Below are 13646 nucleotides of genomic sequence, written 5' to 3' on the forward strand. Positions count from 1 at the left end.
TCGAGTGGGGTCTTCAAACATCTGCACGCTGTGCAGTCCCCACTCGGAAGGGGAGGCCTGGGAGTGGATCCGGCCAGGTTGCTCGCCGCCACCTTGCAGGGCGGGCAGGCACACGAGGCGACGGCCCCCGTCGCGGCGGGGGCCGTCCGTACCGTCACTCGTAGCGGAGCGACTCGATGGGGGCCAGGCTCGCCGCGCGCCGGGCCGGCCAGATGCCGAAGAACACACCCACCGTCGCGGAGAAGGCGATGGCGACCACGATGGCCTCGGGGGCCACCACCACCGTCCAGCCCGCCATGCGCTCGAGCATCGCCGCGCCGCCCACGCCCAGCAGCAACCCCAGGGTTCCACCCGCGAGGCACAGCACCAGTGACTCGACGAGGAACTGGAGCATGATGTCCATGCCCGTGGCGCCCAGCGCCTTGCGCAGACCAATCTCGCGCGTCCGCTCCGTCACCGACACGAGCATGATGTTCATGATGCCGATGCCGCCCACCAGCAGGGAGATGGCGGCGATGCCCGCGAGCAGCAGGGAGAACGTCTGCGTCGTCTCCTGCATGGTGGTGAGCAGCGAGGCCTGATCCCGGATGTTGAAGTCCGCGGCCTGCTCCGGGCGCAGCCGGTGTTCACGGCGCAGCTTCTGGTCAATCTCCGCCATGGCGTCGTTCATGGACTTCTCGCTCACGGCCTGCACCGCGATGGAGCGGATGCGGTCGCTGCCCATCACCCGGAACTGCGCGGTGGACAGCGGGATGTAGAGGCTCTCATCCGGGTTGTTGAAGCCCTGTGCGCCTTTCTCCGCGAGCACGCCAATCACTTCGAAGGGGATGCCTCGGATTCGGATGGACTCGCCCACCAGCGACGCGCTGTTCGCCAGCCCCAACTGCGCCCCCGCGAGCGCGCCCAGCACCACCACCCGGCGGCGACCCCGGTCCTCGGTCTCCGTGAAGAGCCGACCGTCGGTGATTTGCCCCTGGTTGACGCGGAAGTAGTCCGGCCAGGTGCCAACGACGGACAGGCTCGCGTTCTTCGCGCCGTACTCCACCTGGAAGCGCGACTCGATCTCCGGCGAGACGGCCTGGATGTAGCGCGCGTTCTCCTTCAGCGCCGTCGCGTCCTTGATGGTGAGGGACGCCTGGGCGCGAATCATGCCGCCGCCCGGCGCGAAGGACTGGCCCGGGCGCACCGTGAGGACGTTGGTGCCCAGCGTCTGGAGCCGCTGCGCCACCGAGCGCTGCGCACCTTCGCCCAGGGCCACCATGGTGATGACCGCGGCGATGCCGATGACGATGCCCAGCATGGTCAGCAGCGACCGCAGCTTGTTGGCGAGGACCGCATCGAATGCGACCCGGATGATTTCACCCATGACGTGTCCTCCTCCTTTCGGGAACGGGAACTAGCGCGGCATCCGCGGACCACCGGCGCCGGGAATCACCCCTCCCGACATCTGGCGCATCCGCTCGTTGCGCTGCTGCTGCTGCTGCTGGAGCTTCGCGACGGAGATGAGCATCACCTGCTCGCCTTCCTCCAGCCCGCTCACCACCTCGGTGCTCTCCCAGTCGCTCAGGCCCAGCGTGACGCGGCGGGGCTCGAGGCCCTTGGCGCCCTGCACGAAGACGACGCCCATCCGTGTGTCCGTCTGGCCCTGACGCTCCTCGCGCTGCCGGCGTCCCGCCCCGCCCTCGCCCGAGCCGCCCCGGCCTTCGCCCGCGGTGGCCTTCGCCGGCACCACGTTGGCGCCCGGCCCGTTGCCCTGCGCCGCCGCCTGCGTGGCGCCCGTGCCCGCCTCGCCCACGGCGGACACCGTGGTCGCGCCCGCCGGAGCCCCGCGCTGGTTCGGCGCGCCGGGCGGCCGCATCACCGCGCGCACCGCGTCCTCGGAGAGCCCCACCGCGGCCGCCGCGCTCCGGGCATCCCGCACGCCCACCACGGCGGTGTTGGGAATGGTGATGGCGTTGCGCCGGCGGGAGATTTCAATGGCCACCTCCGCGTTCATGCCCGGCCGCAGCAGGCCGTCCGGGTTGTCCATGCGCACGAGCACCGGGAAGAGGGTGACGTTCTGCTCCACCAAGGCCTGCGGCTCAATCTTGACCACCTCGCCAATGAAGGTGCGGCCCGGGTAGGCCTCCATGGTGACGCGGGCCTTCTGGCCGGCCTTGATCTGCCCGACGTCCGTCTCGTCCACCTTGGCGCGCACCTGCATCACCGACAGGTCGGCCATCTTGAACAGCGCGGTGCCACCCGAGACGTTGTTCGTGGCCGAGGCGATGATGACGCCCGGCTGGATGGTCCGCTCCAGGATGGTGCCCGGGCTGGGCGCGATGATGGTGACGTCCCGGCTGCGCTCGCGGGCCAACTGGAGGTTGGTCTCCGCGCGGACCTTCGTCGCCCGCGCCGTGGCCGAGGCGTCCACCGCCGTCTCGTACTCCTGCAGCGTCACGTAGCCGTCCTTGCGCAGCGTCTCCATGCGCTGACGCTGGGCCTCGGTGGTGTTCAGCCGCACCCGCGCGGACTCCAGGTCGGCCTGGGCCTGCGCCAGCGCGTTCTGCACGTCGCGCGGCTCAATCTCCGCCAGCAGCGTGCCCTTGGCCACGGTGTCGCCCGTGTCGAAGTGGACCTTCAGCACCTCACCGGAGGCCTGGGACTTCACCTCCACCACGCGCAAGGGCTCGACCAGTCCCGCGGACTCCGCCACCACTTCCATGTCCCGGCGCTCCGCCGCCGCCAGCGCGGACGAGCGCTCCTGCTGCGGGGGCGCCACGTCGCGCTGGGTGATGTACACACCCGCTCCCAGCAGGAGCGCCGCGCTGCCCGAGATGATCCATGTCTTCGTCTTGCTCACGACGACCTCCCGTTCCCTGTCCCACGCAGCGAGCGTGGCGAAAATTCAGTGCTGATTCCGCTCGTCCCGCTCGATGACGCCGTCCTTCAAGAACAGCACCCGATGCGCATGCGCCGCGATGTCCGCTTCGTGGGTGACGACCATCAGGGTCTGCCCTTGCGTGTGCAGCTCGCCGAAGAGCGCCATGATCTCCTCGCCGGTGCGGCTGTCGAGCGCGCCCGTGGGCTCGTCCGCCAGCAGCAGCGCGGGTTGCGTCACCAGCGCACGGGCAATGGCCACGCGCTGGCGCTGACCGCCGGACAGCTCGTTGGGCCGGTGGTCCTTGCGTGCGCCCAGGCCCACCTTGTCCAGCATCGCCGCCGCGCGCTCGCGGCGTTCCTTCTTGGGCACGCGGGCGTAGATGAGCGGCAGCGCCACGTTGTCCAGCGCCGACGCGCGGGGCAGCAGGTTGAAGCTCTGGAACACGAAGCCCAGCTCCCGGTTCCGGATGCGGGCCAGCGCGTTCTCCGACATGCCCGCCACCGGCTGGCCGTTGAGCCAGTACTGCCCGTCACTGGGGACGTCCAGGCAGCCGATGAGGTTCATGAAGGTGGACTTGCCCGAGCCGGACGGCCCCATGACGGCCACGTACTCGTTGCGCTGGATGGTGAGGTCGACACCGCGCAGCGCGCGCACCACCTCGGAGCCCATCGTGTATTCCTTGCGCAGGCCTTCGACGCGGATGATGACGTTGGCGATGTCCCGAGCGGCGCCCGGGCCCTGCGTCGGCTGCGGCTGGGTGGTCGTGCTCATAGCGGCCTCCCCGCGAGTGCGACCAACGCCGCGCGCGAGATGCGGTACTCGAAGCGGAAGGCCACCAGGTTGATCTCCGCCTGCACCAGGTTCTCCTGGGACGTCAGCAGCTCGAGGATGGTGGTGGCCCCCAGCTTGTAGCGCTCCTGCTGCACCTTCAGGTCTTCCTTCGCCACCTCGACGGACTCGGTCGCCAGGGTGATGCGGTTCGACGCCAGCTTGAGCTGGCTCAGGGAGGTTCCCACGCTGGAGCGCACCGCGCGCCGGGTATCGGCCAGCGTGGCCTGCGCCACCGACGCCTGCGTCCGGGCGTTCACCACGCGCTCCTCTCGGACGAAGCCGTCGAAGATGGGGTAGGAGAGGCCCAAGCGCACCGACCAGCTCGTGCGGCCACCGTTGAAGGCCGGCTCGTCGTTGAACCAGTCATACCCGCCCGACAGGCGCACCGTGGGGAGGTAGGTCGACTTGGCCGCGCCCACGCTGGCCTCCGCCGCGCGCAGGTCCGCCTCCGCCGCCAGCACCGAGGGGGCCCGGGCGGTGATTTCGTCGGCCAGCGCCTGCTCCGTGAGCGCGAACGGCGCCTCGTCCTGGTTCTCCAGGGGCTGGGCATCCACCGGGACGTCCTCGCCAATGAGTCGCCCCAGGGACAGCGCGGCGGCCATGTGCTGCGTCTGCGCGGAGAGCAGCGCCTCCATCGCGGACGTCAGGTCGTATCTGGCGCGCAGCACGTCGGAGCGCGTCGCGGAGCCCACCGTCATCCGGCGCTCGGCGGCCTCCGCGTTCTGCTTCGCGCGCTCGATGCGGGAGTTCGCGACGTCCTCCAGGCCCCCGGCGCGCAGCACCTCGTAGTAGGCGCGCTCGACGTCGAGCACCGCGGACGCGCGCTGCGCCGTCAGTCCGGCCTGGGCCGCGTTGGAGCGCGCCTGGGCCTGCCGGTTGTTGGCGCCCCGCAGGCCACCCGTGAAGACGTTCCACGACGCCGAGACACCCGCGCTGTACGTGTCGCTGGGCGCGGTGAACACCACGCCCGTGCCAGGGTCCAGGCGCTGGCTGCTCGCCAGCGAGCTGTTGGCGTTCGCCGTCAGGTTCGGCAGGTAGGCGCCGAACGCGCTGCGCTTGGCCGCGTCCGTCGTCGCGACGCTGCCGGCGGCCTGCGCCACCTGGGGGCTCGTCTTGAGCGCCCGGGCGATGGCCTCCTCCAGCGACACGCTCATGTGCTGCTGCGCTTCCTGCGCCAGACCGACACCCGGCGCCGTCACCAGCCCGAGGAAGCCCAGGGCCAGGGCCGTCATCCGGTACTGTTTCCGCTTCCACCACGGTGTTTGTCCGTTTGTCATCGCAACCGGGTGCCATTGCACTTGCCTTGCCAGGGGCCAACCTCTGGAAATGAGGCGGGAAATGGGCACCGGGGCTGCGGGAACCGCAGCGTGAGTGCGGATTCCGCATCGCCCCTTGGCGGTTTCGGCATCCGCGCGGCGGGCCCCCGGCGCATTCGAGGGCCGCGCCCCTCAACAGCGGGCGTGGGCCCCGTGATTGCACTGGCCGTCCGTGACGGGTCGCCTCGCGGGAGTGCCGAGGCCGCTCCGTCGCCCTGCCAGCGGCCTCGTGGCCGCCCTCCACCCCCCGGGAGAGAAGCCCATGCCCCCTGAGATGCCCGGACGACGTACGGCCCGCAAGGCGCACCTGGCCGACGGAAGAGGGTGCGGATTCCGCACTCCCCATGCAGAGTTCACAGCCTGTGGAGGTGTGCGATGGAGTTGGAGTCCCCCCAGCGGAGGTCGACGATGAGAGACGCTCCCTGGTGGCGTCCGCTCGGCCCCCGAGCGCCCTGGGTGGCGGCGCTGCTCATGTGCGCGGTGTTGATGTCGGCGGCGCTGTTCATCCGGAGCACCGCGCTGGAGTCGTCCGCCCTGGTCGCCCGGGGCATGGCCAACGTCATCATGGTGGCGGGCTTCGAGGCCTTCCGCGACGCGGACGGGCTGCCGGACCAGGCCGCGTTGGATGCCTTCCTGGCGTCGCACCGGGAAGGAGGGCTCCGCTATGTCGCGGTGCTGGAAGAGGCGCAGCCGCTCGTGTCCGCGGGAGCGGGGAAGGTGGGCACGCGCGACATCCAGGACGGCTCACCCCTGCGAGTCGAGGGCGCGCGCGCGCGGCTCATCCACCGCATCCGCCGTCCCCGTCCCGTTCTGGGGCCGCTGACGCTGGAGGAGACGCGGGCGATGACCTCGGTGGGGGACGTCCAGGAGCCTCGCAAGCCGCTGCGCATGGTCTACGAGTTCGAGCCGCTCACCGCGCTGGAGCTGGAGTCCCGCTCCCAGCGCTTGCTGGGCGTGGCGGTGGCCTCGTGTGTGGGCATCCTCGCGCTGGCATTTGCATTCTCCCGCTCGCTGGCGCAGCGGGAGGCGCTGGCGGAGGAGCTGGAGCGCGGGCGGCGGCTGGCGGCGCTGGGCACCATGTCCGCGGTGCTGGCGCACGAGCTGCGCAATCCGCTGGCCTCGCTCAAGGGCCACGCGCAGTTGCTGGCCGAGCGCGTGGAGTCCGACACGCTCCTGGCGCCGAAGGCGGGCCGCGTGGTGTCCGAGGCCGTTCGCCTGGAGCAGTTGATGAACGACCTGTTGGGCTTCGTGGCCAGCGGGGAGCTGCGGCGCGTGGACGCGGACCCCAATGACGTGCTCCGCGCGGCGGTGGAGACCACGGGCTCCTCGCGCGTCGAGGTCCGTTATCTGCCGTCGCGCACCCCGTGGCCGCTCGACGCGGGGCGCTTGCAGCAGGCGCTGGAGAACGTGCTGCGCAACGCCGTCCAGGCCAGCCCCGAGGGCCGGCCGGTGGAGGCGAGCGTGGAGCATCAGGACCGGTCGCTCGTGTTCACCGTCAAGGACCATGGCCCCGGCATCGCCTCGGGCGAGGAGGAGCGCATCTTCGAGCCCTTCGTCACCGGTCGCCTGCGGGGCGTGGGACTGGGCCTGGCCATCACCCGGCGCATCGTCGAACTGCACGGCGGCTCCGTGATCGCGCGCAGTCATGCCGGTGGCGGCGCGGAGTTCCGCCTCATCGTTCCGGCGAGAGGAGTCTGAGCCATGGCGCGAATCCTGGTGGCGGATGACGAAGAGGGCGTGCGCTCGTTCCTCGCGGAGGCGTTGGAGTTCGAAGGCCACTCGGTGACGACGGCCGCCGACGGCGAGGAGGCCGCGCGGCTGCTGGCGAAGCAGGGCGTGGACCTGTTGCTCACGGACCTGCGGATGCCGGGCCTGGATGGGCTGTCCCTGCTGCGCAAGGTGAAGGAGGAGCAGCCGGACGTGGAGGTGGTGGTGCTGACCGCCGTGGGCACCGTGGAGAGCGCGGTGGCGGCGATGAAGGCGGGCGCCTTCGACTACCTCCTGAAGCCGGTGGGCAGTCCCGCGGAGCTGCGCCTCACGGTGGCGCGGGCGCTGGAGCGGCGCGCGCTGCTCAATTGGAAGACGGAGGCGAGGCAGTCCACGAGCGAGGTGGAGCTGAGCTGGGGCGCCGCCGCCATGTCGCCAGTGGTGGAGGCGCTGCGCAAGGTGGCGCCCACGCAGGCCACGGTGCTGCTGGTGGGGGAGAGCGGCACCGGCAAGGAGGTGACGGCGCGGGCCCTCCACCAGTGGAGCGAGCGCGCCGAAGGGCCCTTCGTGGCCGTCAACTGCGCGGCCCTGACGGAGACGCTCCTGGAGAGCGAGCTGTTCGGCCATGAGAAGGGCGCCTTCACGGGAGCGGTGGCGCAGCGGCGGGGCCGCATCGAGCTGGCCCAGGGCGGCACGTTCTTCCTCGACGAGGTGGGCGAGCTGAAGGCGGAGCTCCAGGCCAAGCTGCTGCGCGTCCTGCAAGAGCGGCGCTTCGAGCGCGTGGGCGGCACGCGGACGCTGGAGGCCGACGTGCGTTGGGTGGCCGCCACCAACCGCGACCTCAAGGGGATGATGGCGCGCGGTGAGTTTCGCGAGGACCTGTATCACCGGCTCGCGGTGTTCCCCATCCGGCTGCCCTCGCTGCGAGAGCGGCGCGAGGACTTGCGCCCGCTGGCGGAGCTGTTGCTGCGCCGCATCGGCGAGGAGCTGGGCCGGCCGGGGCTGCGCCTGTCTCCGGAGGCCGTGGCGCGGTTGGAGGGCTTCTCGTGGCCGGGGAATGTCCGCGAGCTGCGAAACGCGCTCGAGCGGGCGGCCATCCTCGCGGACGGACCGGTGGTGGAGCCTCGGCACCTGTGGCTGGACCCGACGGGGGCCTCGGCGCCCGTGGATGCGCCGGCGCCGGAGGGGACCCGGCTTCCCAGCCTGACGCTGGAAGAGCTGGAGCGGCGGGCCATCGAACAGGCCATCGCGGACGAGGCGGGGAACCGCAAGCGGGCGGCCCAGCGGCTGGGCATTGGCCTGCGGACGCTGTACGACAAGCTGCGGCGCTACGAGACGCCTGAATGACGCGGGCGGCGGGGAGGAACACTCCCTCGCCGCCCCGGTGCTTCGGACCTGCTCGCGGCCTACGGAGGGCCGTTGCCCTGGGCCTTCGAGTACAGCTCCACCGCGGTGGCGTAGATCTGCGCCCACGAGCGGTACTTCACGCGGTCCAGGAAACCCTTCTGGTCGTTCGCGTAGTCGAACATGTCCTTGCGGAACAGGGCGTCAGCGGCCTTGCGCGCGTCGGGCCCCAGCGGCGTGCCCTTCTTCTCGAAGTAGCGCAGCAGGTCGTAGCCGTAGTCGTGCGTCTTGGCGGCGGGGTCGAACTCCTTGACCGGGCCAATCTGGAACGGCACGGAGGCGTAGCCCAGCGGGTCCTGCATCCGCTGCCCGTGCGGCGTCTGGATGGCGTAGGGCTTGTAGCCGATGACCTGCTCGAAGTCCGCCGGGGGCGGACGCGCGCCGGTCAGGTACTCCGTCATCAGCTTGCCGTGGTCTCCAGCGGGCGCCGCGCCGACCTTCGCCGTGCGAGCCAGCGCCGAGGCCGGGGCGCTGAAAGAGTCCTTCTGGTGGATGGCCGCGGTACCGGCTGCGGCATTGGGCTTTTCCGCGGCGGGCGACTCCGAGGGGGAAGTCGCAGGGCGGCGAGCCGAGACGGGAGAGTTTCGAACTTGCATGATGATGTCCGGGGGAAAGCTTCCTCTCAGTTTGTCGCAGTTTGTAGACTGGAAGTTGCGTGGAAATGACCGACGCACCGCGTGGTGCCAGGAGAACTCAGTGGGAACGGACCTTTATCGCGACGGAATGGCCCGGTTGGACGCAGGGGATGTGGCGGAAGGCCGCCGCCTGCTGGAGGAGGCCCTTCGGAAATCCCCCGGCGATGTGTCGGTGATGCACGGATTGTCTCGGGCCTTGGATCTGGCGGGGGAACGCGAGCGTTCCGTGGAACTCCTGGAACACGCTCACGCGAAGGCTCCTTCGGACCCGGGCCCGGCGCGGGACCTCGCCATGGCACTGCTGGAGCGGGAGGAGGACGCACGTGCGGTGCAGGTCCTCACGCCCGTGCTCGAGGCGAACCCGGATGACTCGCGGGCGAACCTCTACATGGCCATGGCCCTGGCCAAGTCGGACGCGGCGCGGGCCCGGATTCACACGGCGAAGGCCCTGACGGACCCGGACCCCGAGCTGAAGATGCAGGCGCAGGCCCTGGATGGCGTGCTCGCCGCGCACTTGAGCGCGTCCTGAGCGTGTTTCACGGCGCCCGGCTGTATCAACCGGCTCGGGCGCCGTGAGTTACCAGGGCATGGCCTCGATGGCGGCCATCCTCCGGTGTGCTGCTCTGGCCGCCACCTGTTGGCTGGGGCTCAGGGAGCACCGCGGTGTGATTGAGATTTCCTGGGGGGATGAAACAGAGTTCGTCGCATGACTGGCATGGACAATCATGACCCGCTGGGAACGGAGTCCTCCGCGACGGTTTCGCTGGGCATGGTGCGCCATGGCGTGCCGGTGCCGGCGGTGCTGGCCTGCGTCCACCAGGAGTCCGCGGCTACGCTCTCCGATGCGCAACTGGCGGTGCTTCATCCGAATGAACGGGCGCGGCTGGATGGCTTCCGCGCGGATTCGCGCCGGTTGGGGTTCTTCCTGGGACGCTACGCGGCGAAGCGCGCGCTCTCCGTGTTGGGCGTCCAGGCCGCGATGCAGGCAGTGGAGATCGCGCCGGGGGTGTTCGAGCAGCCCGTGGTGAAGGGCGCGGGCTCGGACGCCCCCGTGGTGTCCTTGAGTCATGCCCGGTCGGTGGCGGCGGCGGTGGCTTGTGGGCCGGAGCACATCATCGGCGTGGACGTCGAGCAGCTCTCTCCGGAGCGGACAGATGTCTTCGAATCGGTGATGCCGCCGCGCGAGCTGGCCATGGCCCGGCACGTCTCCGGTGGTGGCGAGCTGGCATCGAATGTCATCTGGACCATGAAGGAAGCGCTGTCCAAGGCCCTTCGGTGCGGCCTCACCGCGCCCTTCGAGGTCCTGGAGGTCGACGCCTTCGAGGCGAACGTCGCCGGAGGCTACGGCTGCCTCTTCCGCAACTTCGCCCAGTACCGGGCCCGGGCGTGGGTGCTCGGGGGCTACGTATTGGCGGTCGTGTCGCCCAAGCACTCACTGCTTCACGTGGCGCCGTCGGACCTGGAGCGCATCGAGCAGGTCTTCGGGCGCGACGTGCCTCGGAGCCCGTGAGGCGACAGAGAAAGGTTCAGTGTCACCGTCCTGCGAATGACGTGGCGTGAGATGGCGAGAAGGCATGCGCCGGCGTGAGCCGCTGGGGCGCGCGGGCTATGCTCGGCGGAAGGACACTCCCTTCGTTGGAGCACCCATGCAATCGCCGCGACAGTACGATGCGCCCGTTGGTTTCACCCTGAAGACCCTTCTGTCTGTGGTGATTGGCGTCCCCGCCTGCACTGCCTGCGGCCTCTTCTTCTCCGGTGCCTTCGTCACGATCCTCATGAATGGGGGCTCGTTCAATCTGTCCGGGATGGCGTTCTGGAGTGGGGTTGCCTTCTTCGTGGGCTCGCTAGGAGTGGTGACGCTGGCCTTGCGCGCCTGGGTACGGGTGCGGAGGGGGGCGCCGAGCTTCCTCCCGTTGGGCGTGACGCGCCTCGTGCCTGCTTTTATCGGACTGGGCGTCCTCGCCGCTCTTGGGCTCGGTGGATACGGGTGGAGCCACTACCTCTCTCAGGTCGAGCAGGGCGCAAGCCGTTTCTGCTGGACCTGGCCGCACAAGAGCGAGGTCTCCGCCCCAGACTGCGACGCTGCCGCACGCGTGTGCTTCAAGAGTCGCCCCATTGACGAGGACTTCAGCTCGAGCAAGTACCGGAACGCGATGGAGACCTGCATGATGGAGTGGTTACAAACCCGTCATCAGTCTTGATGCGGTGGCGTCGAAACCAATCAACGGAGAATCTACGTTACGGTCTGCCCAGGAATCGTTGTGCCTGGACCGTCCGGTGGACGTCGCGCAGCGAGCCTTCGATGACGCCGATCGTCCATACCTTGGCGTGGTTCGCGCCTCTCCACCGAACGGTCGGACTTGGTTCCGTATCTCGAATTCAATGGCAGTCCGAAGTCGAGGCAGATTTGCGATTGCGGTAGAGCACCTTGGCGATACCTGCTTTGCCTGCGCTACGCGCCGGGCATGAGTCCACGCCATCGCGCTTCGAGGATGCGGGCCGCGTTCTCCATCACATGGTTCGCGAGCACGTCGACGTGCCGGTTGCGCCAGTCCTCCAGCGGCGTGCCCTTCACCGAGCGATTGAACGAGCCGAGCGCCGGGCCGCTGTGAATCTGGAAGTTGACCCTGTCCGCGGCATCGCCTCTTCGCGCGCGGCGCATGGTGTCCACGAAGTACCAGCGGAAGACGAGCGCCATCCGGTGTCGCGGATTCTTCTGGGCGCGGTCGAGCTGCGACGGGTCGGTCCGTGCGTAGTACGCCTGCGTCTCCGCCCACGCCGCATCGATGGGCTTCTTGAAATACTGCTTCTCGATTTGCTCACGCGTCGCCGTATCGATGGCTTCGAGTGACTCGTGACGTTGATACAACTCGTACAGCTTGTTCCCTCGGGCCGGGAAGAAGACGCCCTTGCGAAACACCTGGATGCGCGCGCCCAGCTCGAACATGTCGCCCGCTGGTGCCATCGCGAAGTCCTGGATGTCCGCGTCCGCGAGCATGTCCTTCACCAGGTCGCTGGTGCCCGCTTGGGGCGTGCACTGGTTGATGGACCCCGTGAGGATGAAATCCGCGCCGAGGATGAACGAGGCCGCGGCGGCCTCTGGCGTGCCAATCCCTCCCGCTGCACCTACGCGGATACGCACCGGATACCCAAACTCGGTCATGGCCTCGTCGCGCAGGTGCATCATCGCGGGAAGCAGGCTGAAGGCGACGGCCTTGTCGGTATGGCCTCCCGAGTCAGCCTCGGCGCAGAGGTCATCCGCCATGGGCAGCCGCGCCGCGGCCCGTGCCTCTTCGTCGGTGATGAGTCCCTTCTCCTGGATCGCCTGGACGATGCGCGCGGGCGGCGGCGCGAGAAACTGCCGCGCGACCTCGGGCCGGGACAGCTTCGCCATCAGTCGATTCGCCGCGACGGCCCGGCCACCTTCCAACCGCGCCCCCTTGAGCCTGTATCGGACCAGGGCGGGTGTGAGCACCGTGTACGCGGAGGCTTCGACGCTGCGAACGCCGAGCCGAAGGAAGAGGTCGACCGTGCGTTCCTCAGTCGCGGGGTGGTTGACGTTGTGGAGGAGGTTCACGCCCCAGGGGGCGCCTGGGGGAAGGGCGGCCTGGATTCTCCGGAGGCCTGATTCAATGTCCTCGAGGCTCAGCCCCCCGGACCCGAAGTAGCTCAACAGGCCCGCGCGTCCCATCTGGATGACCAGCTCCGGAGACGCAATGCCCTTCACCATGGCCCCTGCGACATAAGCAAGGCGCACCCCGTGTTCCACGCGGAACGTCGCGTCACCGAGTTGCTCGGCGTGGATTCCGTGTCGTGGGGGCGTTTGTCCCCGCGCCGGCTGTTTTACCTGCGCGTGGACCTCATAAGGGGCTGGGCGCGGAGGTTCGGCTGGACGCGATGTCCCCGTCGTCTCTCGCGGAACGCGACCTTCTGGGGGGACGTAGTCCCGGAGCACGGCCTCCAGTTCCGTGGCCTTGGTGATGGCCGTCACGGGCGTGCCGAGCGTCTGGAAGAACTTGGCGAGCGGTGCTCCAGGGCCCATTTCGAAGACGCGGCGTGCCCCGCTGCGCAGCGCGTTCATGTTGTCGAGCCAGCGCACCGAGCCCGCAATCTGCCGGACCAGGTTCTCTGTCAGCGCATCGGACGTATGGAATGCACCCGTGAAGTTCGACGTCACGGCTGTCGCGAGCTCCGGCCGGAGCTTCCCAGCGAGTGCCGCGAGACTGGCACGAAACGCGGGCTCGATGGACTGCATCAGGCTCGAATGAAAAGGCGCGCTGACCTGGAGCCGGATGAAGGTCAGCGTGGGCATCGCCTCCGCGAGCGCCGCCTTGGCCCGGTCGATGGACTCCGCCGTGCCACTGATGACGACCTGGTTTCGCGAGTTGGCGTTGGCGACCTCCGCTCCCGCACGGAGGGCAAGCTGAAGCGCCGGGGTGCCCTGGATGTCATCGGCAACCAAAGCGGCCATGGCGCCCTTGCCGGACGGCACCGCCTGCTGCATCAGCGCCCCACGCCTGCGCACGAGCCGCACCGCGTCCGCGAAGGGCATGACACCCGCCGCCACGAGCGCCGAGTACTCGCCCAGACTGTGGCCACCAAACGCACGGGCTTGAAGTCCGAAGACCTCGACCGCCGTCCTGTACGCGGCGACCTCCATTGTGAGGATGCACGGTTGCGTGAACTCGGTCAGGTTCAGCCGCGCGTCTTTTTCGAAACACAGGCGCGCGAGGTCCTCGCCCGTGGCGTCGCTGGCTTCCTCGAACGTCCGCCGAGCCGCAGGCCACTGTTTGTGGAAGTCCGCCCCCATGCCCGGACGCTGTGAGCCCTGGCCGGGAAACACGACGGCATCGTGCGCCATGTCGTGGCGCTCCTTTCCCGAAAGTGAAC

Annotated in this window: 11 protein-coding genes; 5 read left to right on the plus strand and 6 right to left on the minus strand. The window is 69.4% G+C overall.

The annotated features are described in order from the left end of the window. Nucleotides 1-154 precede the first annotated feature (154 nt). The 4 genes from A176_RS13000 to A176_RS13015 are packed head-to-tail and all read right to left on the minus strand — an operon-like array spanning nt 155 to nt 4926. Nucleotides 155-1366, minus strand: a complete 1212-nt coding sequence (locus A176_RS13000; RefSeq protein WP_002638497.1) for an ABC transporter permease — start codon at nt 1364-1366, stop codon at nt 155-157. 30 nt (nt 1367-1396) lie between these two features. Beyond that, nucleotides 1397-2842, minus strand: coding sequence for an efflux RND transporter periplasmic adaptor subunit (locus A176_RS13005; RefSeq protein ID WP_002638496.1), 1446 nt, complete (start codon nt 2840-2842; stop codon nt 1397-1399). Nucleotides 2843-2887: 45 nt separating this feature from the next. Continuing rightward, a complete protein-coding gene (locus tag A176_RS13010; protein WP_002638495.1) occupies nt 2888-3634 on the minus strand; it encodes an ABC transporter ATP-binding protein in 747 nt (248 codons plus the stop codon). Next, entirely contained in the window at nt 3631-4926 is a 1296-nt protein-coding gene (locus A176_RS13015; RefSeq protein ID WP_002638494.1) for a TolC family protein, read from the minus strand. The genes A176_RS13010 and A176_RS13015 overlap by 4 nt, the downstream gene beginning before the upstream one ends. A gap of 492 nt (nt 4927-5418) precedes the next feature. Here A176_RS13015 and A176_RS13020 point away from each other — a divergent pair, with 492 nt between their 5' ends. Both A176_RS13020 and A176_RS13025 read left to right on the plus strand, forming a co-directional pair. Then, nucleotides 5419-6708, plus strand: a complete 1290-nt coding sequence (locus A176_RS13020; RefSeq protein WP_193409843.1) for a sensor histidine kinase — start codon at nt 5419-5421, stop codon at nt 6706-6708. A gap of 3 nt (nt 6709-6711) precedes the next feature. Then, on the plus strand, nt 6712-8064 hold the full coding sequence (locus A176_RS13025; protein ID WP_002638491.1) for a sigma-54-dependent transcriptional regulator: 1353 nt from the start codon (nt 6712-6714) through the stop codon (nt 8062-8064). Nucleotides 8065-8123: 59 nt separating this feature from the next. Here the strand turns inward: A176_RS13025 and A176_RS13030 are convergent, their stop codons facing one another. Beyond that, nucleotides 8124-8717: a hypothetical protein gene (locus tag A176_RS13030; RefSeq protein ID WP_021780923.1), complete on the minus strand. Its 594-nt coding sequence runs from the start codon at nt 8715-8717 to the stop codon at nt 8124-8126. A 100-nt stretch (nt 8718-8817) separates the two neighbouring features. Here A176_RS13030 and A176_RS13035 point away from each other — a divergent pair, with 100 nt between their 5' ends. The 3 genes from A176_RS13035 (at nt 8818) to A176_RS13045 (ending at nt 10957) form a co-directional block, all read left to right on the plus strand. Next, nucleotides 8818-9285 (plus strand): tetratricopeptide repeat protein, encoded by a 468-nt coding sequence (locus A176_RS13035; protein ID WP_002638489.1) that lies wholly within the window; start codon nt 8818-8820, stop codon nt 9283-9285. Between the two features lie 177 nt (nt 9286-9462). Then, the gene (locus tag A176_RS13040; protein WP_044889114.1) at nt 9463-10266 is read left to right on the plus strand and encodes a 4'-phosphopantetheinyl transferase family protein; all 804 of its coding nucleotides are present in this window, start codon (nt 9463-9465) and stop codon (nt 10264-10266) included. Between the two features lie 136 nt (nt 10267-10402). After that, on the plus strand, nt 10403-10957 hold the full coding sequence (locus tag A176_RS13045; protein ID WP_044889115.1) for a hypothetical protein: 555 nt from the start codon (nt 10403-10405) through the stop codon (nt 10955-10957). A gap of 251 nt (nt 10958-11208) precedes the next feature. Here the strand turns inward: A176_RS13045 and A176_RS13050 are convergent, their stop codons facing one another. Further along, nucleotides 11209-13617, minus strand: coding sequence for a PfaD family polyunsaturated fatty acid/polyketide biosynthesis protein (locus A176_RS13050; RefSeq protein WP_002638487.1), 2409 nt, complete (start codon nt 13615-13617; stop codon nt 11209-11211). Nucleotides 13618-13646 lie beyond the last annotated feature (29 nt).

The organism is Myxococcus hansupus, from assembly GCF_000280925.3.
GTDB lineage: Bacteria > Myxococcota > Myxococcia > Myxococcales > Myxococcaceae > Myxococcus > Myxococcus hansupus.

Coding starts and splice junctions, on each gene's coding strand:
- A176_RS13000 (WP_002638497.1), bottom strand. CDS start 1,366: ATGGGTGAAATCATCCGGGTCGCATTCGATGCGGTCCTCGCCAACAAG.
- A176_RS13010 (WP_002638495.1), bottom strand. CDS start 3,634: ATGAGCACGACCACCCAGCCGCAGCCGACGCAGGGCCCGGGCGCCGCT.
- A176_RS13015 (WP_002638494.1), bottom strand. CDS start 4,926: ATGACGGCCCTGGCCCTGGGCTTCCTCGGGCTGGTGACGGCGCCGGGT.
- A176_RS13020 (WP_193409843.1), top strand. CDS start 5,419: ATGAGAGACGCTCCCTGGTGGCGTCCGCTCGGCCCCCGAGCGCCCTGG.
- A176_RS13025 (WP_002638491.1), top strand. CDS start 6,712: ATGGCGCGAATCCTGGTGGCGGATGACGAAGAGGGCGTGCGCTCGTTC.
- A176_RS13030 (WP_021780923.1), bottom strand. CDS start 8,717: ATGCAAGTTCGAAACTCTCCCGTCTCGGCTCGCCGCCCTGCGACTTCC.
- A176_RS13040 (WP_044889114.1), top strand. CDS start 9,463: ATGACTGGCATGGACAATCATGACCCGCTGGGAACGGAGTCCTCCGCG.
- A176_RS13045 (WP_044889115.1), top strand. CDS start 10,403: ATGCAATCGCCGCGACAGTACGATGCGCCCGTTGGTTTCACCCTGAAG.
- A176_RS13050 (WP_002638487.1), bottom strand. CDS start 13,617: ATGGCGCACGATGCCGTCGTGTTTCCCGGCCAGGGCTCACAGCGTCCG.